Origin of the sequence: Campylobacter concisus (genome assembly GCF_003049065.1) — a bacterium.
GTDB lineage: Bacteria > Campylobacterota > Campylobacteria > Campylobacterales > Campylobacteraceae > Campylobacter_A > Campylobacter_A concisus_BE.
Map to the genome: position 1 here is coordinate 180,986 of NZ_PISC01000003.1, position 22,846 is coordinate 203,831.

22 protein-coding genes and 1 tRNA gene are annotated in these 22,846 nt (G+C 40.3%); 8 read left to right on the forward strand and 15 right to left on the reverse strand.

Annotated elements, in window-relative coordinates; genetic code table 11:
• The 11 genes from yihA to CVS81_RS04130 all read right to left on the reverse strand — a co-directional run bounded on the left by yihA (position 1) and on the right by CVS81_RS04130 (position 9,291).
• Positions 1-612, reverse strand: a complete 612-nt coding sequence (gene yihA, locus CVS81_RS04080) for a ribosome biogenesis GTP-binding protein YihA/YsxC (RefSeq protein ID WP_087582548.1) — start codon at positions 610-612, stop codon at positions 1-3.
• Positions 609-1,085 (reverse strand): lipopolysaccharide transport periplasmic protein LptA, encoded by a 477-nt coding sequence (lptA, locus tag CVS81_RS04085; protein WP_103615407.1) that lies wholly within the window; start codon positions 1,083-1,085, stop codon positions 609-611. The genes yihA and lptA overlap by 4 nt, the downstream gene beginning before the upstream one ends.
• The gene (gene lptC, locus CVS81_RS04090) at positions 1,058-1,585 is read right to left on the reverse strand and encodes an LPS export ABC transporter periplasmic protein LptC (RefSeq protein WP_021086384.1); all 528 of its coding nucleotides are present in this window, start codon (positions 1,583-1,585) and stop codon (positions 1,058-1,060) included. Before lptC ends, lptA begins: the two co-directional genes overlap by 28 nt.
• On the reverse strand, positions 1,576-2,064 hold the full coding sequence (locus tag CVS81_RS04095; RefSeq protein ID WP_107965167.1) for a KdsC family phosphatase: 489 nt from the start codon (positions 2,062-2,064) through the stop codon (positions 1,576-1,578). Before CVS81_RS04095 ends, lptC begins: the two co-directional genes overlap by 10 nt.
• Entirely contained in the window at positions 2,061-2,636 is a 576-nt protein-coding gene (gene hisB, locus CVS81_RS04100; protein WP_035142991.1) for an imidazoleglycerol-phosphate dehydratase HisB, read from the reverse strand. The genes CVS81_RS04095 and hisB overlap by 4 nt, the downstream gene beginning before the upstream one ends.
• A 15-nt stretch (positions 2,637-2,651) precedes the next feature.
• Positions 2,652-3,512 carry a septal ring lytic transglycosylase RlpA family protein gene (locus tag CVS81_RS04105; RefSeq protein ID WP_009294185.1) on the reverse strand — a complete coding sequence of 287 codons (861 nt, stop codon included), beginning with the start codon at positions 3,510-3,512 and terminating at the stop codon, positions 2,652-2,654.
• Positions 3,499-4,710 (reverse strand): lytic transglycosylase domain-containing protein, encoded by a 1,212-nt coding sequence (locus tag CVS81_RS04110; protein WP_107965168.1) that lies wholly within the window; start codon positions 4,708-4,710, stop codon positions 3,499-3,501. The genes CVS81_RS04105 and CVS81_RS04110 overlap by 14 nt, the downstream gene beginning before the upstream one ends.
• A gap of 65 nt (positions 4,711-4,775) precedes the next feature.
• Positions 4,776-5,561 carry a TatD family hydrolase gene (locus tag CVS81_RS04115; protein ID WP_107965169.1) on the reverse strand — a complete coding sequence of 262 codons (786 nt, stop codon included), beginning with the start codon at positions 5,559-5,561 and terminating at the stop codon, positions 4,776-4,778.
• Complete coding sequence (locus CVS81_RS04120) at positions 5,558-6,814, reverse strand: diguanylate cyclase (protein WP_107831468.1); 1,257 nt, start codon at positions 6,812-6,814, stop codon at positions 5,558-5,560. Before CVS81_RS04120 ends, CVS81_RS04115 begins: the two co-directional genes overlap by 4 nt.
• Positions 6,815-6,902: 88 nt before the next feature.
• On the reverse strand, positions 6,903-8,423 hold the full coding sequence (locus tag CVS81_RS04125; protein ID WP_199907146.1) for an AAA family ATPase: 1,521 nt from the start codon (positions 8,421-8,423) through the stop codon (positions 6,903-6,905).
• Positions 8,416-9,291, reverse strand: coding sequence for an NAD(+) kinase (locus CVS81_RS04130; RefSeq protein ID WP_107965170.1), 876 nt, complete (start codon positions 9,289-9,291; stop codon positions 8,416-8,418). The genes CVS81_RS04125 and CVS81_RS04130 overlap by 8 nt, the downstream gene beginning before the upstream one ends.
• A gap of 92 nt (positions 9,292-9,383) precedes the next feature.
• On the opposite strand from CVS81_RS04130, the gene aspS reads away from it, so the two are divergent.
• The 5 genes from aspS (at position 9,384) to CVS81_RS04155 (ending at position 13,204) form a co-directional block, all read left to right on the forward strand.
• On the forward strand, positions 9,384-11,141 hold the full coding sequence (gene aspS, locus CVS81_RS04135) for an aspartate--tRNA ligase (RefSeq protein WP_012140086.1): 1,758 nt from the start codon (positions 9,384-9,386) through the stop codon (positions 11,139-11,141).
• A 254-nt stretch (positions 11,142-11,395) separates the two neighbouring features.
• The gene (locus CVS81_RS04140) at positions 11,396-11,965 is read left to right on the forward strand and encodes an adenylate kinase (protein ID WP_107965171.1); all 570 of its coding nucleotides are present in this window, start codon (positions 11,396-11,398) and stop codon (positions 11,963-11,965) included.
• Between the two features lie 105 nt (positions 11,966-12,070).
• Positions 12,071-12,436 carry a NirD/YgiW/YdeI family stress tolerance protein gene (locus CVS81_RS04145; RefSeq protein WP_107965172.1) on the forward strand — a complete coding sequence of 122 codons (366 nt, stop codon included), beginning with the start codon at positions 12,071-12,073 and terminating at the stop codon, positions 12,434-12,436.
• 49 nt (positions 12,437-12,485) lie between these two features.
• The gene (ppa, locus tag CVS81_RS04150; protein ID WP_107965173.1) at positions 12,486-13,004 is read left to right on the forward strand and encodes an inorganic diphosphatase; all 519 of its coding nucleotides are present in this window, start codon (positions 12,486-12,488) and stop codon (positions 13,002-13,004) included.
• A gap of 123 nt (positions 13,005-13,127) precedes the next feature.
• A tRNA-Ile gene (locus CVS81_RS04155) sits at positions 13,128-13,204 on the forward strand.
• Between the two features lie 100 nt (positions 13,205-13,304).
• Here CVS81_RS04155 and CVS81_RS04160 read toward each other — a convergent pair.
• Positions 13,305-16,946, reverse strand: coding sequence for a S6 family peptidase (locus tag CVS81_RS04160; RefSeq protein WP_107965174.1), 3,642 nt, complete (start codon positions 16,944-16,946; stop codon positions 13,305-13,307).
• A 326-nt stretch (positions 16,947-17,272) separates the two neighbouring features.
• On the opposite strand from CVS81_RS04160, the gene CVS81_RS04165 reads away from it, so the two are divergent.
• From CVS81_RS04165 to nifB, 3 genes are read left to right on the forward strand one after another with little or no spacing between them, the layout of a single operon-like run.
• Positions 17,273-18,133 carry a substrate-binding domain-containing protein gene (locus tag CVS81_RS04165; RefSeq protein ID WP_107965175.1) on the forward strand — a complete coding sequence of 287 codons (861 nt, stop codon included), beginning with the start codon at positions 17,273-17,275 and terminating at the stop codon, positions 18,131-18,133.
• Positions 18,126-18,938 carry a 4Fe-4S binding protein gene (locus CVS81_RS04170; protein WP_107965176.1) on the forward strand — a complete coding sequence of 271 codons (813 nt, stop codon included), beginning with the start codon at positions 18,126-18,128 and terminating at the stop codon, positions 18,936-18,938. The genes CVS81_RS04165 and CVS81_RS04170 overlap by 8 nt, the downstream gene beginning before the upstream one ends.
• On the forward strand, positions 18,938-19,765 hold the full coding sequence (nifB, locus tag CVS81_RS04175) for a nitrogenase cofactor biosynthesis protein NifB (protein ID WP_107965177.1): 828 nt from the start codon (positions 18,938-18,940) through the stop codon (positions 19,763-19,765). The genes CVS81_RS04170 and nifB overlap by 1 nt, the downstream gene beginning before the upstream one ends.
• Positions 19,766-20,173: 408 nt before the next feature.
• Here the strand turns inward: nifB and CVS81_RS04180 are convergent, their stop codons facing one another.
• Genes CVS81_RS04180 through CVS81_RS04190 form a run of 3 tightly spaced genes read right to left on the reverse strand, consistent with a single transcriptional unit; the run spans position 20,174 to position 22,831 of the window.
• Complete coding sequence (locus CVS81_RS04180; protein WP_107965178.1) at positions 20,174-21,523, reverse strand: sensor histidine kinase; 1,350 nt, start codon at positions 21,521-21,523, stop codon at positions 20,174-20,176.
• The gene (locus CVS81_RS04185) at positions 21,507-22,166 is read right to left on the reverse strand and encodes a response regulator transcription factor (protein ID WP_107965179.1); all 660 of its coding nucleotides are present in this window, start codon (positions 22,164-22,166) and stop codon (positions 21,507-21,509) included. The genes CVS81_RS04180 and CVS81_RS04185 overlap by 17 nt, the downstream gene beginning before the upstream one ends.
• Before the next feature lie 41 nt (positions 22,167-22,207).
• Complete coding sequence (locus CVS81_RS04190) at positions 22,208-22,831, reverse strand: hypothetical protein (RefSeq protein WP_107965180.1); 624 nt, start codon at positions 22,829-22,831, stop codon at positions 22,208-22,210.
• Positions 22,832-22,846 lie beyond the last annotated feature (15 nt).

Here is a 22,846-nt window from a genome sequence, read left to right on the forward strand (position 1 = left end):
TTACCTACCAAGAGCGTGGTTTATGATAGCTTCCCGTGCCTTGTCGATGCCGCTTTTGCTGAGTGTCGAGACCAAAATGCCACTTGGGTCAAATTTCATTATCGCACTCTTTTGGCTTTGATTTAGCTTGTCGCTTTTTGTGTATAAATTTAAGATTTTCTGATCAGCTCTTAAAAAGCTTTTTAGGTAAGAATCCACATTTACATCGATGTCTAAGTCAAAATGTCTAGCATCGATTAGATGTATAAAAAGTCTGATGTCGCTTCTAAATTTCAAAAACTCATCTAAATTTTTGCGCCACTCATCGTGTTTTGACTTTGCCACTTTTGCGTAGCCAAAGCCTGGTAGATCGACCAAGATGAGCTTAAATTTCTCTTTTTCGCTCTCTTCTTTTTCCTCACAAAACTCAGCCTCAAAGAAATTTATAAGCTGCGTTTTGCCAGGAGTTGATGAGCTTTTGGCTAAATTTTTTTGATTTACAAGTGCATTTATGAGGCTGCTTTTACCCACATTTGACCTGCCCAAAAAGACCACCTCGCTTGTCACAAAGCTTGGAGCCTCTTTTATGCTTGGGCTTGAAGTGATAAATTTAGCGCCAAGAGCCCTTATCACTTGGTTTTATCCTCGATCTGAAAGATAAATTTAACCGGCTTTTTCTCGTCGCTATTTACGCTATATGTGCCATCTTTTTGATTAACCACGATCTTATCGCCGTAGACATTTTTATCAGTCTCTACCTCATGCAAGTAGCCGTTGCCAGTTACTGTGTATGTCTGCTTTGCAGGCTCGTATGTAAGCGTATCGCCCTTGCCTTCATAGTGCTTATCTTTCATGAAAATTTTAGCTCTAGCGTTGCCTGTGGCTACATATTTTACTGGCTGGCGCTTTTTATCAAAATGCACAACGACTTTGTTAGCCTTTAGCTCATCGTATGAGCCTTTTTTGATATTTACATTGCCTACAAATTCGCTGATCTGCTTGTTTTCATCAGCAAAAAAATCGTTTGATGTGATCTCAACCTGCTCTGCATTTAAAAATGTAAAGCCCAAAATCATCGCTAAAATCGCTGCTTTTCTTCTACCCATGCCCTTAACCCTTTTATCTGCGTTTGTTTTTTACCAAGATCGTAGCTTCCGCTATCGCCTAGTGCTTTGTCTCCATTTCTAGTGATGGTGAAATTTGCCTCTGATCTTACTATTTTTGTCTTTGTGTTATATATAACTTCATCGCTTTTAAATTTCAAACTATCATTATTTTCATAGTTTGCATTTTTTTGAAAGATTATCTCATCGTTTTGCGAGATAGCCTTGTCTGAGCTTAGAAAATGTCTTAAATTTCCCCTTAAAATTCTCGCTTTAAAGTCTAAAAATTCATCCCTGTCACTATATCTGTTTAGCTCATCACTCTCATAAACTCCGCTTATCTTAGTTGAGTTTATCTCGTAATCAACCACATCATTTACCTGCATATTTGATATCTTTGTATCAACCTTTAGCACGTTTGCTAAGTATGGATCTTGAGCCGCTAAAAATATCATCACAGCACTAAAAATAGCCACGACAAAGTAGAAAATTTTTACAACCAACGCTTAGACCACTCGTCATATAAATTTTCTGATCTTATGATCATCTCGATCATCTCTCTAACAGCGCCATTGCCGCCTTTGTGCTTTAGCTTTGTTTTTACATCAAGCTCTTTAATGGCATCTTTTGGCTTAAAGCTCCAAGCAACTGCGTCTAAAATTTTATAGTCATTGTAGTCATCGCCGATAGCCGCTGCATTTTTAAAGTTAAGCCCTTCAAATTTTAATATCTCGCTTGCTACTTCAAATTTATCGCCAACGCCTTGATAGACGTGGTTTATCTTTAGATCCTCAGCTCTTCGCTCAACGATAGCCGACTTTCTGCCAGTGATGATAGCCACTTTCTTGCCAAGCTTTAGCCAGCTCTCTATCGCGTAGCCATCTTTTACATCAAAAAATTTAAGCTCTTCGCCGTTTGCATTGTAGATGATCTTGCCATCAGTGAGGCACCCATCAACGTCTAAAAATATAATTTCTATCATAAAACGCCTTTTGTGCTTGGAGTGCCGATCCTTGCGTTTTTGGCAAGCGCTCTGCGGAGTGCTACGGCAAATGATTTAAACGTTGCTTCGATGATGTGATGAGTATTTTTGCCACGAATTTGATTTAGATGAAGAGTTATGGCTGAATTTATAGCAACTGCTCTAAAAAACTCCTCCACAAGCTCAGTGTCAAACTCACCAACTTTGGCATTTTCATTAAAATTTTCATACACAAGATAAGCTCTGTTGCTAAGATCTAGCGCGCAAAAAACAGCCGCCTCATCCATAACAACACTCGCCTCGCCAAACCTCTCAACACCGCTTAATGGATATAAAGCCTCTTTTAAAAGCTGTCCCAAAACTATGCCTACATCCTCGACGCTGTGATGAAAATCCACATGCGTGTCGCCCTTGCATGAAATTTCAAGATCGAGCAAAGAGTGCTTTGTAAATGCCTCAAGCATATGGTCGAAAAAGCCTATGCCTGTACTTATCTTTGCAACCCCAGAGCCGTAAATTTTGAGCTTCATTGAGATTTGCGTCTCTTTTGTGTTTCTAGTTAGTTCTAAAATTTCCTCTCTCACGCCCTAACCTCTTACTATAAATGCGCCTTGGAATTTACCGCTTCTTGCGTAATCCCTAGCCTCGTCCTCGCTTCTAAAGCCATTTAAAAATACCCTATAAATGGTTGAGCCATCTATCGTAAATGTCTTAACGACTGATCTATAACCATCTATGCTTTTGTGCTCTCTTTGGTATCTGTTTGCGCCTTCAAGGTTTTTAAACGAGCCAATTTGTACCATAAAATCTCCACCCACAACGCGTTGCTCTGATGAGATCACGATGCCGCCAACTGGGGCCGTTGGAGAGACTGGATTTGGCACTTTTATGCCAGTGCTTGTTGGTTTTGTTGGTTGCGCGCTAGCAGTTGTAACAGCGTTAATGTCTTCATTAAAGCCGATAACCTCCATACTAACTGGAGCTGTGCCAGTGCCGATGACATCAAGCTTCATCGCAGCTGCTTTTGAAAGGTCAAGCACCCTGTCAGCCACAAAAGGTCCTCTGTCATTTACACGCACGATGACACTTTTTTGATTTCTTAAATTTGTTACTTTAAGTATTGTATTCATCGGCAAAGTCTTATGCGCTGCGGTCATATTATACATATTATAAACTTCGCCATTTGAGGTTGTTTTGCCGTGAAAATTTGGACCATACCAGCTTGCCGTACCGCTCGCCTTGTCGCCAACGCTTACGACGGTCGGATAGTATGTTTTGCCATTTATCGTGTATGGTCTCATTGTTGCTTTTTGAACTGAGGCGGAGTTGTTGCCTCTTACATTAGTTGGGCCACTTGGAGTAAATGGAGCCCCGCTCCAAGAACAACCAGTGATTAGAAGTGTAAAACTTAGTCCTAAGTAGAAATTTAGGCTCTTACGGTATGACAATATTTGCTCCGACATTTAAATTTGAACTAGCCAAAGAATTTGCATCTTTTATATCTTTTTCGCTTACATTAAATTTCTTTGATAAAGATGCGATTGTATCGCCTGTTTGAACTACGTAGTTGTGAGATTTGTTTTGAGTAGAAAAAGGGATTATTAGTTTTTGATTATAGCTTACTGCGTTTGTGCTAAGCTCGTTGTAGTCCTTGATCGCTCTGTGGCTAACGCCTGTTTTTTTAGAGATAGAGAGCAAGGTCTCGCCTTTTTTTACAGTGTATGCGTAGAAGTTATTTTTGCCATTAAATGGCTTGAAATTATCTGAGAAAAGTTGCTTTTTATTTTCAGGGATATAAACGTAATAATCTTTTAAAGTTGGCGGAGTAAATACAAATTTTAAATGTGGGTTATTGCTTTTCATCTTTTTTGTGCTAAGACCGATGCTGTCGCCTATCTGAGCCAAATTTGTACCACCTGGTACTTTTACTTTCGTAAGTCTTAATCCGCCATTTATGTTTAGCAAAGATGACTCTTTAGATATCAAAAAGTCCGCATCTTTTGCTATATATGCCGCTCTTAAAATTTTAATGATGAAATTTCTAGTTTCAGCTGGGAGGTATTTTTTCTCAGCATCAAGAAGTGTTACAAGATCGTCTGTACCGGCTTTTTGTATAGCTTTTTTTAATGCACCATCGCCGCAGTTATATGCCATTGCTGCCAAGTACCATTTGCCAAATTGATTTTTAAGTGATCTTAGATAGTTTGTAGCTGCAACAGTTGATTCGACCGGATCTTTTCTCTCGTCAGTGTATTGCCCTACTTTTAGGCCATGAATTTTTGCTGTTTGCTCCATAAACTGCCACATACCAGTAGCTTTAGCGTTTGAGACAGTGTGATTTGAAAAGCCTGACTCTATCATCGCTAGATAGAAAAACGACTCAGGCACGCCTGATTTTTTGATCTGATCTTTTATCATTGGTATATACATATAGCCATTTTTCAAGGCATCTGTAAATGTTCTTACCTGTGAGTTTTGTATGCCTTGTCTCATCTTTGCATAGTGAGAAGTTTTCATAAAGCTAGCATCGATGTCTAGCTCCTTTAAAATTTTAACCTGAGTGTCATAAGAGCTCTTCTCAGGGGCGTTTGCTAGTAGCAAGGTGCTACATGCAAATAGTAAAAATATCTTAAGCATTGCTTTCATTTCTATCCTTTTTCGTGTCAAAGCTTAATGATGCTAGCATCTTAAGCAAGCACAATGCCCAAAATTTAGGCAAAGCACTTAAATAACCTTTTGGCATTATCTGAAGTCGTTTTACAAACTACTTCAAATTCAAGGTTTAAAATTTCAGCTATCTTTTTAGCAACAAATGTCGTAAACGCCGGCTCGTTTCTCTTGCCACGATTTGGTTCTGGCGTGAGATAAGGGGCGTCAGTCTCTATCAATACCCTATCAAAAGGAATTTTTGGCAGAATTTCAACTAAATTCTTAGCGTTTTTAAATGTCAAAACGCCACCTATGCCAAAGTAAAAATTCCCAAATTTGCAAAGCTCCAAAAGAAGTGGCGAGGCATTATAACAATGCAAAACCGCTCCAGCTTCAAGCTTTGGCGCATACTCTTTTAAGATGTTAAAAGAGTCCTCATTAGCCTCTCTGATGTGGAGGATAACGGGTTTTTTTAACTCAACTGCCAAATCAAGTTGAGCTAGAAAAACACGTTTTTGATCAGCTTTTTCTCTTAGCTTTTCATCTTCATCTTTTGGCAAGCGGTAGTAGTCAAGCCCACATTCGCCGATAGCCACGCACTTTTTGTCTTTGGCAAATTCTCTTAAAGTCTCTATATTAAAATTTTCTTTATCATAGGGATGAACCCCAACGGCAAAGAAAATATCATTTTTTTCGTGCGCTATTTTAGCCGCTTTTGGTAAATCATTAATATCAGCTCCAGGGATAATAAAGCCTTTTAGCCCTAAATTTCTAGCTTCAGATAAAATTTGTTCTAGGTCAAAATCATAAACTTTACTATCCAAATGACAATGCGTATCTATAATCATAAAGCTATTTCTACCCTATTTCTACCATTTTCTTTTGCGACATAAAGTGCTGAGTCGCAAGCTTCAAGCATATCATCTATCTCGCAGTGACCTTTTCCAAAAGATATGCCGATAGAGACGGTCACTCTTACGATCTTATCTTTTATGATTACCTCATTTTCAGCCACTTTTGCTCTTAAATTTACAAAAAATTTAATCGCTTCTTCTCTTTCTATCTTTTTAAGAACGACACAAAATTCCTCGCCACCAAACCTAGCTACCACATCTCTTCCTTTTGTGTTGTCAGTTAGTATCTTTGCGAGTGATTTTAGTATCTTGTCACCACCATCATGTCCGTATGTGTCATTTATCTTTTTAAAGTGATCTATATCAAGCATAGCAAATGCATAAGGCTCATCAAGCTCTTCAGCTGCTTGGACGTACTCTTCTATATCTTGATAGAAAAATCTTCTATTGTAAGCGCCAGTTAAAAAGTCGCGATTAGCAAAATTTGCTATCTTATTTATATTTTCCATCGCCTCAATGGTGTTATTTACACGGCAAATGAGCTCTTCTTTTGAAAATGGCTTTGCTATAAAGTCGCTAGCTCCATTTTTTAAAAATATCGAAGCATCAGTCTTTTCACTAGGCGAGGTCATCACGATCACGCCAAGGTGGTTTTTATCTTTCTCTTTTCTAACCTCTTTTAAGACTTCTAAGCCATCTTTAACAGGCATTCTATAGTCAGTTATGATTAAATTTATATCAGGATTATCTGCAAAATAGCTCATCGCTTCTTCGCCGTGAGCCGCTGCTAAAACCTTAAACTGAAGGCTGGTTAAGATTTTTTTTATCATATTTCTAAAAGGCAGTGAGTCCTCAACGACTAGGACTTTGTATTGTCTATTTTTGCTTAGTCTATTTATCATTTGAAAGATGTAGTTGATATCGTCCATGTTGCCCTTATAGACGTAATCAACTATGTCTTTGTTTATAAAAAATTCTTTCGTCTTATCATCGATGCTACCAGTTAAAACGATAGCACAGAGCCCTTGAGCAAGGACATAATCAACGATCTCACCATTTGGTGCGTCAGGTAAATTTAGATCCAAGATAGTCATAAAATAATCTTTGCCGTGCTCGCTAATAAGCATCTGGGCTTCGGCAAAATCGTACGCAACGTCGATAGCCATATCCTCAATGCTCTTTTCCATCTGCATGACGATTAGCTTCGCAAGTGCCTTATTATCATCAACTACTAGAATTCTTTCCATATTATTCCTGTGGTTTTTTATTAAACTAGCTCGGATTTTAACAAATAAACCTAATCACAAAGCTTAAATTTAAAACTTAAATTTCAAGCTATTTTAAAAGTCCTTTTGCGAAATTTATCGCCTCTTCGCTGATATGCTCACCGCTTATCATACGCGCAAGCTCATTTACACGCTCCTCTTTGTCAAGCTCTCTTACGACCGAGCTCTCGCCGTGACGCTCTACTAAAAAGTGCGAATTTGCCTTTGAACTAAGCTGCGGCTGGTGCGAAATGGCAAAAATTTGATAAAAATTTGCAAGCTTAAGCAAGACATTTGCGATACTCATCGCCTCTTTTCCGCTTAAATTTGCATCTATTTCATCTAAAATTATGACGTCTCCGCCCGTTTTTGTGATCTCGCTAGAAGCAGCTATGAAAGCCAGCCTTAAGCGGTTTAGCTCGCCTGAGCTTAAATTTTTAAGCGAGGTCTCGTTTAAATTTAGACAAATTTCATCAACTCCCAAGATATCAAGCTTTTTAGCCTCGATATTTAGCGTAATATCTGGCATATAAAGCTCTTTTAGGTATAAATTTATCATCGCCTCAAGCTCTTTTAAATTTACGCTCCTTGCCTTGCTTAAAGTGCCAGCCAGCTCATTTGCCTTTTTGCTTAAAATTTCAAATTTCTTCTCAAGCTCGCTCTTTTCAAAGCTTAAATTTTCATATCTGGCAAGCTCTTTTTCTTTTTTAGCAAGCGCTTCTAGCGCCTCCTCCTCGCTGCCGTAGCGCCTAATGATGGCATTAAGAGCTTCTATCCTATCAAGCACGCTCTCCACGTCGATATCGTCAAGCTCCTCCATATTTAGGCTATCTCTTGCGATCCTTAGCTCGTTCATCGCATCTTCAAAAAAGCCGTTGTCAAGGTCGCTGATACTTAGCGCCTCATTTACGCTGTGCTCTAGCTCAAATATCCGCTCAGCTCTAGCCCACGCCTCATTTATCTTATCTTTTTTACTAAGCCTTTTTTTAGTCTCCATAAGCTCTTCAAACTCGCCTTTTTTAGGCCCGACGCTTCTTATCTTCTCGATCTCAAAGCTAGCAAGCTCCTTTAGCTCCTCGACCTTTTTCTCTTCCTCTTTTATAGTGGCTAGCTCTTTTGAAATTTTAGAAAATTCCAAAAATGCCTCTTCAAATTCCTGCTTTATCTCTTTAAATTTCTCATTTTTTGAAATTTCAAGCCTATCAAGCAAATTTAGAAATTTCTCATTTTCAAATTCATTTGCCTCTTTTGCCGAGAGATATTTGATGTGCTCGCGCGCCACTTGGGCTAAATTTTTCTTTGAGATGGCTTGTTGATTTATAAAATACCTCGTGCTCTTATCTTTTAAAAGCTTAAAAATATTGACCTCTTCGTTTTCTATGCCAAACTCATCAAGCTCAAATTTATGCTCCACGTCAGCCTCAATTAGCCTTGCCTCGCTGTCTTTTAGCCCAAAAACAGCCATTATGGCACTCATCAGTACCGACTTACCAGCGCCGCTAACGCCAGTAAATACGCTAAGACCCTCTTTGAAATTTAGCTCGACATTTTTAAAATTTAGATAATCCTTAATCAAAATTCGATCAATCATTATAACCCCAGTGAAGTTTCTCTTTTAAAATTTGAAAATAATCCCTGCCAATATGGCGTATCAGCCTCGCTTTTTTCTCGCTCAGACTCATGCTGACGGCTGAAATTTTACTCATATCAAAGCGGTCTTGTCCGTCTATAACTAAAATGGCGTCGCTATTTGTTCTAAATTTGACCGTGTGGTTTTTCGTAAGCACGACTGGACGCTGCGTGAGCGAGTGCGAGCAGATGGGAGTTAGCGCAAAGACCTCGCTTAATGGATATATGATAGGGCCATTTGCGCTCATGTTATATGCCGTAGTTCCTGCTGGTGTCGCCACTATGACGCCGTCCCCGTAATATGAGTTAAAATACTTTTCATTTAAAAGTGCCTCGATATGCGTCATCGAGCCGCCATTTTTACTAACGATGACCGCGTCGTTAAATGCTATCTTTTTCTCAGTTTTGCCATCATTTTTGTGAAGCGTAACATCAAGCATAAAAGGCGTTTCTACCTCAAATTTATCATCAAAAAAGTCTTTAAAAAACTTCTCACTCTCATTTATCGTGATATCCGTTAAAAAGCCTAGCCTACCAGCGTGTATGCCTAGGATTAGCGGCGAGATGTGAGCTAGCTTTCTGCAAGTTGAGATGATCGTGCCGTCACCGCCAAGCGTGATAAGAAATTCGCACTCTTTGGCTAGTTTTATCAGCTCAAAGCCACTTTTTTCTACCTGCTTTGCACAGCTTTTTTCAAGCAAAATTTCAGCGTTATACTTTTTTAAAATTTTTTCTAGCTTTGCTAAATCCTGCTTAAATAATGGATAATCTTTCGCGATAAGTCCCACTTTTTTGGCGTTTGTGGTATTAAATTTTTGTTCATTTTTCATAGAAATGATTGTAACATATTTTATTTTAACAAAGCTTTTCAAAAGAAAAAAGCGATTATAATTGCCTAAAAAACATTGCAAAGGAGCATTTTATGCGAAGTCATTATTGCACCGATCTTAGCAAAGCTGATATCGGCAAAGAAGTAATACTTTGTGGCTGGGCAAACACATATAGAGACCACGGTGGCGTCGTTTTCATCGACTTAAGAGACGTTAGCGGGCTTATACAATTAGTTTGCGATCCTGCTGACAGCAAAGAAGCACACGACGTGGCTGCAAAAGTAAGAGATGAATATGTCTTAAAAGCAAAAGGAAAAGTAAGAGCTAGGGGCGAAGGACTAACCAATCCAAAGCTAAAAACTGGCGAGATAGAGGTGATAGTAAGCGAGCTCATCATCGAAAATCCAAGCGAGCCACTACCATTTATGATAGGCGATGAGAGCGTAAATGAGGACATCAGGCTAAAATACCGCTTTTTAGACCTTAGAAGCGAACGCTTGCAAAATATCTTTAAAATGCGTTCTCGTGCGGCAATCGCAGCTAGAAACAGCCTAGATAAAATGGGCTTTATCGAGTTTGAAACTCCAGTTTTAACACGCGCAACTCCAGAAGGTGCGAGAGACTACCTAGTGCCAAGCCGCGTATATCCAGGTCAGTTTTACGCGCTTCCGCAAAGCCCACAGCTATTTAAACAACTTTTAATGTGCTCTGGCTTTGATAAATATTTTCAGATAGCAAAATGCTTCCGCGACGAGGACTTAAGGGCTGATCGCCAACCAGAATTTACTCAAATAGATATCGAAATGAGCTTTGTCGAGCAAGAAGATATCATAAATATGGCTGAGACAATGCTAAAAGATATCTTTAAAGCTTGCGGACACGACATCAAAACGCCATTTAGACGCATGAGCTACAAAGAGGCGACTGAGACTTACGGCTCAGACAAGCCTGATCTTAGATATGATCTAAAAATGATCGATGTGATCGATATTTTCGAGCGCTCAAGCAATGAAATTTTTAGCTCTATCGCAAAAGATAAGAAGAAAAACCGCATAAAAGCGCTAAAAGTGCCAAATGGCGACAACATCTTTAGTAAGCGCGAGATGAATAGATTTGAAGAATTTGTACGTAAATTTGGCGCACAAGGCCTTGGATACTTCCAGATGAAAGAAGATGGTTTAAAAGGCCCACTTTGCAAATTTTTCGAGCAAAGCGATCTTGACGAGATCGTCTCAAGATGTGAGCTAAAAGTTGGCGACGTCGTATTCTTTGGTGCTGGTAAGAAAAAAATCGTGCTTGATTATATGGGACGATTTAGAATTTTCCTAGCTGAGCAAATGGGCATCATCGATCAAGATAGACTTGAGTTCTTATGGGTGCTTGACTTCCCAATGTTTGAGCAAAATGACGATGGCAGCTACTCTGCGATGCACCATCCATTTACAATGCCAAAAAATATAGATGAGCCTGATCTTGAAGACATCCTCTCTATCGCTCACGACGTCGTGCTAAACGGCTTTGAGCTTGGCGGCGGAAGTATAAGAATTCACAAAAACGACATCCAACAAAAAGTCTTTAAGCTTCTTGGCATAGATGAAGCCGAGCAGCGTGAGAAATTTGGCTTCTTGCTTGATGCCTTGACATTTGGTGCGCCTCCACATGGTGGTATCGCGATCGGCTTTGACAGATTAAACATGCTTGTAAATAAAGCAAGCTCGATCCGCGACGTCATAGCCTTCCCTAAAACACAGCGCGCTCAGTGCCCACTCACAAAGGCGCCAAGCTACGCTAGCAACGAACAACTTAGGGAGCTAGGACTAAGGATAAGAGAAAAAGAGCAAAAGGCTTAAAATTTGCCTTTAAAAAGAGATGGGATTTTGTCTTTAAACATTTTTCTTAGACAAAATTCCATCCTAAATTTAAATTTATAAAAAGATTCCTCCAACTTGGTGGCTAATTAAATCAAAACTTGCCTAAGTAGTTTGAGATGATTTTTGTGGTTGCGACGTAAAATTTTGCGCAGATAGAACACTTAGTTCATCAAGCTAAATTTTACTAGCTCCGCAAAAAGCGCTCAAAAGACAAAGGCAATAAAAGGGAAAAAATGAAGAATTTATTTTTAATCATAGGCGCTCCAGGCAGCGGCAAAACAACAGACGCATCGATCATCGCACAGCAAGATGAGAAATTTGCACACTTCTCAACTGGCGATCTTTTAAGAGCTGAGGTTGCTAGCGGTAGCGAGCTTGGTAAGCTGATAGATGGCTTTATCTCAAAAGGAAATTTGGTTCCGCTTGACGTTGTCGTAAATGCGATCGTATCAGCCATTAAAGGCTCAGAAAAATCAAACATCATAATAGACGGCTACCCAAGAAGCGTTGAACAAATGACAGAGCTTGACAAGGTATTAAGCGAACAAAAAGAAATTTCTCTTAAAGGTGTCATCGAAGTAGACGTTAGCGAAGATGTGGCAAGAGCAAGAGTGCTCGGCCGTGCAAGAGGTGCTGATGACAATAACGAAGTCTTTAACAACCGCATGAAAGTCTATCTTGATCCGATCAAACCTATCCGCAAATTTTACAGCGAAAAAGAGCTACTTCACGTGGTAAATGGTGAGCGTGGCATCGACGAAATCGTAGCTGACATCAAAAATTTACTAGCTAAACTTCTATAATTCACAGACCTTGCATCAAAAGGTGCAAGGTTTTAAAACTTACCATCTATTAACACCAAAAATGCAATATCCTTTAAATTTAACAACCAACCAAAAAGGATAAAAATGAAAAAAATCTTCATCGCTTCACTGGCTGCTAGCATCGCAATGGCTGGAGGCTTTGTCTCAAATCACAAAAGCGAAAATGTTATAAGCGCAAAAGAGGCATTAAAGCTAAATGACGATGCTAAAGTCGTGCTTGAGGGCAAGATAAAGTCACAAATAAAATCAGACAAATATGAATTTATTGATAAAAATGGCGATACTATCGTTGTTGAGATTGACAATAACAAGTGGGGCAATGTGACAGCCAACGAAGACACGCTTTTAAGAATAAGAGGCGAGGTGGATAAAGAGCTTACAAAAACAGAAATCGACATAGATGGCGTAGAGCGTAGAGGTTGTAAAGTAGTTAAATTTACGAGTATTTAATGCAAAAAATACTAAAATCACGAAAATTTCTAACACAAAGGACGAATATATGGACGTTTCAAAGATTAAATTTGGCTCAAACCCAGACAAAATCAATGCCGTAATCGAAATACCTTATGGCTCAAATATCAAATACGAGATTGACAAAGATAGCGGTGCAGTCGTAGTTGATCGCGTGCTTTACTCAGCTATGTTCTACCCAGCAAACTACGGCTTTGTGCCAAACACACTTGCAGCTGACGGCGATCCAGCTGATATTTTAGTGCTAAACGAGTATCCACTCCAAGCTGGTAGCGTCATCCGTTGCCGTTTAATAGGCGTTTTGGTGATGGAGGATGAAGCAGGTATGGATGAGAAGCTTTTGGCTGTGCCAGTTACAAAGATCGATCCAAGATATGAGGCGATAAAAAGCTACGAAGATTTGCCAACTGCGACACTAAATAAGATCAAAAATTTCTTTGAAACTTATAAAATTCTTGAGCCAAACAAATGGGTAAAGGTGAAAGAATTTAAAGATGCAAACGCTGCAAAAGAGATTTTAGACGCTGCGATAAAAAATTATAAATAATTTATAAGCCCTATTTTAGGGCTTTTTCTTTTTAAATTTGTTCGTTTTATACGCCATATTAAAAAGCCTATTTTTATATTTAGATAAGCTTTTTCTTGTATAATACGATTTTCTTTCAACTGTGGGTTCATAGCTCAGTTGGTTAGAGCATCCGGCTCATAACCGGATGGTCCCAGGTTCGAGTCCTGGTGAACCCACCACCTACTTTCAAGTTTTAAATTTCACTATTTTTCATTAGATTTCAAAATTACCAATTTTTACCAATGTCAAAGTGAAATTCAAATCCGCTTTGACATAAATTTAAAATTTATACTCGATCTTCAAACCACCACTTATGCCGTAGTTTTTATCATTATCAAGCATGCCGCTTAGCTGAGAAGAGAGGACTAAATTTTCGCTAAATTTGGTGTCTGAGTTTAAAGTAAGCTTATAGCTTAGTTTATTGTTATCAAGTTTGTAATCAACATACTCATTTGAATTATTAAGCGAAACATAAGATTTATCTTCTGAGTTATATACACTTTGTTTTACTAAAAATTGCACGCTAAATGCGTTTTTCTCGCTGTTTAAAGCGTATTCTACTCCCGCTGCTACAGCCACATTAAAGTCATTTACGCTCTTTTGATCATATCGGTCATTTTTAAATCCATCAATGCCGTTAGCGCCAAGCTCTAGTGCGAGTAGTGGCTTTATGCTTTGCTCAAACTCACCACTTTTAGAAAGTGAAATTTTATATTTATAGTAGTTGCTTGAGAGGATGCCTCTGCCTTTTACGCTAGCTTTTTGCGCCTCATCTAGGCTGCGTTTTGAGTTTATAAAGGCAAAATTTAAGTTACTTTGTATCTCGTGAGCTCCTCTTTCAAAAAGCCCATACGCACCAAAACTATAAATTTTGGCATCGTCTTTTAATATATCTGAGCTAAATTTAGCCTTGCTTACTCCAGTACTTACCCCTAGGATAAACTCGTCGTAACCTCTGTCATAACCGACATTTGTACCATAAAATTTAAGGTCGCCATCGCTTTTTTTATCTTTAAAATAAGCACCATTTACATTTGCCCAGAAGTTGTTTCTCTCCCTGCTAGCTTCTGCTGCTTCGTAAGCCATCTTCGCGCTTGGCATGATGTCACTTTCAAGTCCAGCTAGCTTAAACTGCGAGATATCAGCCTTTGCTCTTAGCTGCGTGACCTGAAATAACCTAGAGTTCATCAGCTCATTGCTGTTTTGCAAGGCTTTTATGCTCACTTTAAGAGCTGAAGTAGAAATTTCTTTCATATCTTTATCTGCTTTTTGAGCTAGTTTTCTTAGTGCCTCATCGTCACCGCTTGAGATTGCTTGCACAAATTCAGGCGTGCCTTTTAGCATGCTTAGGATTTTATTTTCTCTTTGGCTAAATTTAGAAACCCTCTCTTGCACTACATTGGACGAAACGGCCGGATTTTCTCCATTTTTATCACTTAGCTTCATCACGATCTTGCCGTCACTTATGGCGTAGGTCATAAACAAATCCCCAAGTTTTTGCTCGTTGTTAAAGATAGCGCCCTCATTTATGATATTTTGCGCGCTTACTAAGGTATATGTTTTATCAAGTGCCATGCCGCCTTTAAGTGCTGCTGTAAAATCAACATCAAATTTCATCCCAGCGCCAAGGGTTAGGACCTTTTTAAAGTCAAGTATCGGCTCATTTTCACTGCCAAAGCTCTTTATCTTTAGGCTCTTTTTTATGAGGCTATCAGGCTCAAAGCCAAGCTTTTGCGCGCCACTAACCTCTAAATTTTCTACCTCAAATTTACCATCTCCTAAGAGCACATCTTTAGCTAAAGGCGTATCTTTACCGTTTATAACTAGCTCTTTTAGCTTAGTTGCGCCTCCTCCTACTCTTAGCAGACTATCGCTATCCATGACGATTTTATTGTCAAATTTAACGTCTTTAACAAGTAAATTTTTACTCTCAATATCCTGGCGATACTTTAAGCCGTCATCATAGGTATTTGAGCCATCAAATTTATCGATATAGTGAGTTAGCTCGCCACTTAAATTTATGACCGAGTTTTTAGCCGTGATGTCGCCATTTAGCTTAGCATCTTTGCCTATGGTAAGCTCTGATGAGTTAAGCTTTATGCCATCTTTTGCACTAAATTTTCTCTCGTCCCAGTCAGGCTGAGAGAGTGTGGATGGGCGAGTTAGATCCATATAGGCTGGCTCGCTTAGACCAGCTGCGGCTATCTTGCTCTTTGCTAGGGGAGTTAAAACGCTAGCATCGCCAATGGCGTGCGTCTTTGGATGTCCTTGGAGCGTAACCTTGGCATTTTCTAGGCTCAAAGCACCATCAATGTCAAATCCTCCGTCAAAAACAAGCTCCTTGCCCTGCCCGCTATGTTTTAGCTCTATATTTTTATCGATACTTGCGTGAAATATCGTATCTTTGCCACTCTCACCGTTTATAGCAAGCGTTGCTCTTTGTGAGTTTTCATTTGTTATCTTCGCGTCGCTTGAGTTGGCTGATATGTTGTTAAAAGTCTGATCAAAGCCATTTAGATCAAGCGCTCCACCGCCATTGCCAAAGAAAATTTTGTCATTTAAATTTTCATTCACGCCAAGCCTTAAGAGCCCTCTGCCACTTGTTAGATAAATTTTATCAAAGGCATTTAAAGCTCTTAGCTCAACCACGCCCTCGCCTAGCCTTAGTGGTTTGTTGCCACTTGAGCTTACTATCAAGCTGCCTTTGCCTAGCTTATGCACGCTTGTGTCTGAAACGACGTTTAAATTTAAACTTGCACCCCCAGCTATGTCAAAACCTGCAAATTTTGCTATCTTGCTACCATTTGTGCTATTTAGCGTAAGATCTCCGCTATTTACGACGATACCGCCATGTCCTAAGTCTAGATTAGAGTTTAGCGTGATGTTTGAGCCATTTGCGCTGCTAAATATATTATCTTTATTTTGCACTAGCGCGCTGCCTAGGACATTTACGCCACTTACTAAATTTTCATACTCTTTTTTATAGTCGTTAAAATCTCTTGCAGTAACGATAGAAGCGTAGTTTTTATTATCCTCAACTCCGGTTAAAACGCCTACTAAGACCCATTTTTGAGCTACCGTGTCATAGACAAAAAACCCAGAGCCACTATCTCCTGGCAAAAGCCTATTTCTAAAGCCCCTATTCGAAGTCATAAATAGATAAACCCCGGGTTTGCTTACACTTGAGTAATGGCTCTTATAAACCGCAGAATACGCCACTCCTATCTCATTCACGCTTGCGCCAAGTGCGTTATTTACTATATTTTGGTTCTCAAACTCAGTAGCGCTCATCACCTCAGCAAAGCCATCTGAATCGCTCTTTGGCTTTTCAAGGGCAAGTGAGCCTGTGCCAGCCTCGTATGCAAGGATGTTCTCGCCGCTAGCTCCGCCGCTATTTTTTATATCTCTAAAACGATCTTCTATCTTTTTTGCATTAGCCTCATCTTTTGTTTGATCTTGACTAGAGATCTCCAAATTTGGCACATCCAGAGGGTCGATCTGCCCTTCGACTATGTATTTTGAAGTTCGCAGATATGTTGTGTCTGCGCCATAAAGCTTTTGCGTAGAATTTGTTGCGTATTCATAAAGTGTGTTGCCAAACCAGCCTCTGTTTTCATTAAAATTTGTAGCAGCTGAGGCAAGAAGTGTGTGATTTGCCGTAACTACAAAATTTCGTCCAAGGGAGGTAAAGTTGCCTTTATTGTTTCTTGCGTTGTTGTTTGGGATCTTATCAAACGTAAATTTAGTGCCGTTTCTTTGCGTAAATTCTAGTGGAGCGTCTGAGGCTTTAAAGATGCCTTTGTTTTGCGCAAGATCAAGGTAATCTCTATAAAAATTTGTCCCTATATCCATGACCTGAGCGTCTAAGCAGCTACATAAAATGCTAGATAAAACAAGAGAAATGCTAAGATTATTTTTCAAGATAAACCTCCATTTTTAAGATAAATTCCATTTAAATCGCAAAAAGGCATTATATACCTTTTTAAGTCTTTTGATGATTAAAATCTTAATTATTTTTTAAACGATAAATTTACTTTAGCAAATTTACCCCTGCGCTTTTTAAATTTATCTCGATTTTTAAGCTAGCATTTGGCTATAATCACTCAAATTTAGATTGCGGTCGCAATTTACATTTGCATAAATTTATCTTCAACTACCATTTTTGCAAATTACAAAAGTCAAATTTCACAAGTTTCGCGTGCCGAAAATATCAAATTTACATTTCTTAAATCCCAAAAGGAGATTTCGTGGAATTAAAACAAACCGGTATATCACGCCGTGGCTTTTTAAAAGGTGCTTTAGCCACAGCTGCTGCTGCCACGCCACAAACGATACTGGCTGGCTTTACGCCATTTAAGTCTGACTCGCTTCAGGTTTGGTCGTGTGGAGGCTTGTCTGAAGCATTTAACGAGCTAAACGCCATTTACGAGTCAAGAACAGGGCACAACATCCAATACACCGGCGCCTTTGCTGGCGCTCTTGGCAAGTCGCTTTTAGCACTTCAAAGCACGACCGAGCTCTTTGGAGCAAGGGTTTTAGAGCTTTCTAAAAAACTTCGCAAAGCTGGTCTTAGCCTCCATTTTAGGCCTCTATGCTTTACTGACTACGTCCTAGTCGTGCCAAAAGGCAACCCAGCAGGCATTCGCGACTTAAAGGACCTTGCAGAACCAGGAGTTAGAGTGATGCTGCCTCTTAGATCATCGCCCCCTGGCAGTGGTCCAGTCAAAGGGATCTTAAAAAACTCAAACCTAACTGATGCGGTGATGAAAAACATGGTCGCAAACGGATCATGCGTCATAAATATGATGTGCGAGCTAGTTGATGGCAAGGGCGACGCCTCGATCATCGAAAAGCGCCTAACAACGCATGATAGGTTTAAAGATAAGATCGAGTATATGCCCATTGACGAAAAGCTCATCCCGCCTGGACCGCTCACTTTTACGCTAAATATAATGAAATATGTAAAAGATGAAAGGCTCGCAAATGACTTTGCAGACTTTGTTTGCAGCACTGAGGGGCAAGAAATTTTTGAAAAACATGGCTTTACCTCCATTTATTCAGCGCGTGGGCTAGAGCTTATAGAAAGGTTTGGTGTAAAAGATGTGTAGTAGCTGTGATAGCGCATGCTCTAATAGCAGTGCATGCGGCAACGTAAATTTAAAAAAGAAAAGCAAAAACTCTCCCACAACAAAGATAAGACGCCTAGTGCAGCTCATCTTTATAGCTAGCATCGGACAATGGGCGTATTACGGCATTTTTAGATGCCCTTTTGTAGTGCCTTTTGTAAATTGCCAAAACTGTCCTATCATCACCTGTTGGGGGCGGATCACGTCGCTGTTTTTTGGATTTTGGCTATTTATCCCAGCGCTTGTCATCCTCTTTGGCAGGGCATTTTGTGGCTGGGTCTGTCCAGCTGGCTTTGTCAATCAAATGCTTGGTAAATTTGCCTTTTTCAAGCTAAAAATCCGCAGCAAAAAGCTGATAATCGCTCAAATAGGCATGCTAGCTACCATAGCAATCAGCCTTTGGGTCTATTTCGTCTGGGGCAATCCTCGCATGATGATACCTATAAGAACGAGCGATGAGTACCTAACTGCCGTTACTTTGTCACTTCGCTTTGGCGAATGGGAGTGGGTCACTCGCACGGCAGTCATCATCTCAGTCATGCTAGCCTCGCTAATCGTAGCTAACCTTTGGTGCCGCTTCGTCTGTCCATCAGGTGGCGTGCTTGAAATTTTGCGTAAATTTTCGATATTTCGTGTATATAAAACGAGTGCTTGTGACGACTGCGACGCATGCTTGCGCAAGTGCGAGATGGGGACAAGGCCTGATGAGATAAACTGCACAAACTGCGGAGACTGCCTAAATGTCTGCCATGCAAATGCCATTAAATTTGGAAGGAAAAAGAGCTAATGATCTTTCGCACTAAGGCTGATTTAGACAACCACCCATGCTTTAACAAAAAGGCCTCCGCTAACTACGGACGCGTGCATCTGCCAGTAGCACCTCACTGCAACATCCAGTGCAACTTCTGCAACCGCATATATGACTGCGCTAATGAAAATCGCCCTGGCGTAACAGCAAAGGTGCAAACACCAGATGAATCGGTGAAATTTTTAGAAAAGCTCTTTAAATTTAGACAAGACATATCTGTCATCGGCATCGCTGGACCTGGCGATCCGATGTGCGATGCTGACAAGACGCTAGCGACCTTTGAAAAGTGCAAGTCTCACTTCCCAAACGCCCTGCTTTGCCTCTCGACTAATGGCTTAGCGCTGCCTGAGCATGTGGATGAGATCGTGCGTCTTGGCGTGAGCCACGTGACAGTGACGGTCAATGCCGTGACGCCAGATGTTGGCTCAAAGGTCTATTCGTGGGTGAGGTATGAAGGTAAAAACTACTACGGCGAGGAGGCTGCTAGGATACTGCTAGCGCGCCAGGACGAGGGCATCCGCAAGCTAAAAGAGGCTGGCATGCTAGTAAAGATAAACACCGTAGTCATCCCTGGGGTCAATATGGACCACGTCCAAAGCATCTCGGCAAAGGCAAAGCAGTGGGGAGCTGACATAATGAACTGCATGGCGATGATACCGGTGCATGATACCCCTTTTGAAAATTTAAAGTCCCCTTCAACCGAGGAGATCCACCGCATAAGAAGATCGATAGGCGGCGATATAGACCAGATGACGCACTGCAGTAGGTGCCGCGCTGATGCATGCGGGAAGCTTGGCGAAAGATAACGATAAAAGACACTAAATTTAGTGTCTTTTTGGTTTTTGCTTTTTAGTTTGTAGCTTGCGTGGTTCGTGGCTTACGGCATGCGTGTCTTGCAGCTCTTGGTTAAATTTTGTAAAGTTATGTTGGATAGCAAAGTTATAAAAAGGCATAGAAAAGTGTGGTTAATTCGTAATTGAAGTGAGTTTTGCTCAAAAACAAGGTAGCGAAATTTTCTTTACATTATTTTACAAACTCTTTTAAAAGCCATTTAAATGGACATTAAATTACACATCTTAATGCTTTAGCTTAATCTATCTTGTATCTTTGATAGTCTTATGCTTATGAATAGACGCCGTTTTGTATGAAATTTAAATTCGCTCTTATATTAGTTTTGCTCTTGCATAAATTTTGTCTTAGCAAACCACCTAAATTTATGCTTGCTTTAAATTTACAAGCTCAAATTCTGCCCAAAATTCGCTTCCAGCTCCTGCTTCGCTTTTTACGCCTAGCTTTGCGCCGTGAATTTTAGCTATATTTGCAGCGATGGCAAGCCCCAGTCCGCTACCTGCGTTTTGGCTTTTGTTTCTTGAGCTATCAGCTTGGTAAAATTTATTCCAGATTAGCTCGATATCTTTTTTAGAAATGCCTAAGCCATCGTCTTTTACAGACAGAAGTGCGTGCGTTTTTGTGAGGGTTAAATTTAGCTCGATCTTAGCTTCTGCAAATTTTAGTGCATTGCTTAAAAAGTTATCCACCAGCCTTGATATCATCAGCTCGTTGCCAAGTATTTGGACATTTGGCGCTACCACGCAGCTAAATTTTAGCCCCCTAGCGCTTGCTAGCTTCTCATAGTCGCTGGCTAAATTTTGTAAGATAGAGCTTAAATTTATGCGCTTTAGCTCCAAATTTCTGCCAGCTTCTAGCCTTGAGAGCTCTAAAATTTGATCTATCAGCGAGGTTATCTTTCTTGACTGCCTAGAGATGACCTCCAGCGACTCCTTGGCCTCGTCTAAATTTTGTGAGTAATTTTTAGCGTAGTCGCTCTCAGCCATGATGACAGATAGCGGCGTTCGCAGCTCGTGCGAGACGTCTGATGTAAGCTGCTTCTCGCTTTGATAGACTTTTTCTAGGGAGTCGAGCATCTGGTTAAAAACGCTTGCAAGTGCGTGCAGCTCGTCTTTGCCAGCAGGTAGGTCTATGCGCTTTGAAAAGTCCCTGCTGCTGCCTATCTCAAGGGCAGTTTTTGACATCGTAGCGACTGGCTTCATCGCGTTTTTTATCGTTTTATAGCCACCGTAAAGCACAAAAATAAACAAAACTGGCACAAAAACGCCAAGAGCCAGTAAGAATAGCCCCTCTTTTTTAAAAAATTTCTCCGCATTTATCACGCCTCTGACCCAGACCCCTTTGCCTCTAGCTGCAATGTCGTAGTAGTAAAAGCGGTTTTCGCCGTTTTCAAAAAGGCGCACTGCACCGCTGTTCATTTTAAGTGAAATTTGAAAGTGTTTTGGCGCCAAACCACCGATCACATCGCCTTTTGCGTTATATTTTATAAAAAATATCCCATCATCGTATGGCTCAAACTCATCCATATCATTGGCTATTTTGGTGGCTGATTTGGCTAGCTTTTTTTGGCTCACATCCTCAAAAACCTCATCCGCCACGACCGCCGAGATGGCAATGAGAGCCGCCACGATAACGATGATAAAAAACGAGTACCAAAGCGTTACGCGCGCCGTTATCGGGATGTTTGCGAGAACTTGCTTAATCCTTAACAACATAACCAAGCCCTCTTTTAGTCTGGATCACCTCGCACTCGCCAAGCTTTTTTCTTATGTTTTTTATAAGCACGTCAATGACGTTTGAGCCGCCCGTGTAGTCAAAGTCCCAGACGTGCTCTTTGATCTGGTCGCGAGTTAGAATTCTGCCCTTATTTAGTATCAAAAACTCTAAAATTTCATACTCTTTGCCAGTTAGTTCGATCTGCTCGCCGCTAAATTCGACTGACTTTTTAGAAAGGTCGATCTTGAGCTCACCTGCGCAAATTTCACTAGCCACGTTGCCGCTGTTTCGGCGAATGAGCGTGCGCACCCTAGCTAGCAGCTCCTTAAAGTCAAATGGCTTGACCAAGTAGTCATCCCCGCCCGCGTCAAGCCCCTTTACAACGTCATCCACATCGTCCTTTGCCGTTAGTATCAGCACAGGGGTCGCTAGCTTTGCGGCGCGCGATCTTTGCAAAAATGTAAGTCCGTCCATCACCGGCATCATCAGATCAAGCACGATAAGATCGTAGTGCGCGACGGCGGTAAAGTCCATCGCCTCCTCGCCGTTAAACGCGCTATCTACGCTATATCCGTTTTTCTTTAAGTGCCTTGTAATGACGCTATTTAGGTCCATTTCGTCCTCGACGACTAAAATTTTCATCCCTGCCTTACCTGCCTCACTTGGTTTTGCCAGCTATTTTATCAAATTTGGCTTTTTATTTTTAGATTTAAAATTTCGCCATTTGCTGCGCCTATCTTAAAATCATATAAAAAGCCATTAAATTTAGCCCTTGCCTCATAAAAATACTCCGCTCCAAGCGAGCCAAAACTTTGTTTTTTAGCTAGATAGATCGGCGCGAATTCCACCTCGTTTGGCTCTACTTTTAGGCGCTCTGTGACGATCTCTTTAACTTTTTCTGGCAAGATGCAAGCCACTCTTTCAAATTTGGCCTGCTCTTCATTTATCTTTGATAGCTCCGCCCTTTGCGCCTCGTCTTTTAGGCGGTTTGAAGCATTTGATAGCCATACTCCAGCCTTACCAGCGTAGATGAGCAAATCCGCTGCACCTTGAAGCGAAAGCTCAAGCGTTTTTTTAAAGAAATTTTGAGCTTTGTATTTTGAAAAAGCTTGGCTTAAATTTTTATCTAAATTTTCAGGGTTTTGCTCACTCTTGCCTAAATTTTCGCAACTATTTTTATAAACGCCAGACTTGGCTTTTTTACTTAAATTTTCTCTCGCACTTTGGCTAAAATTTTCATTCAAATTTTTCTCTAAAACCTGCTCATCAACGTTATCGTTTAAATTTTGCTCTAAATTTTCACTCATCTTTTTCACCTTTAT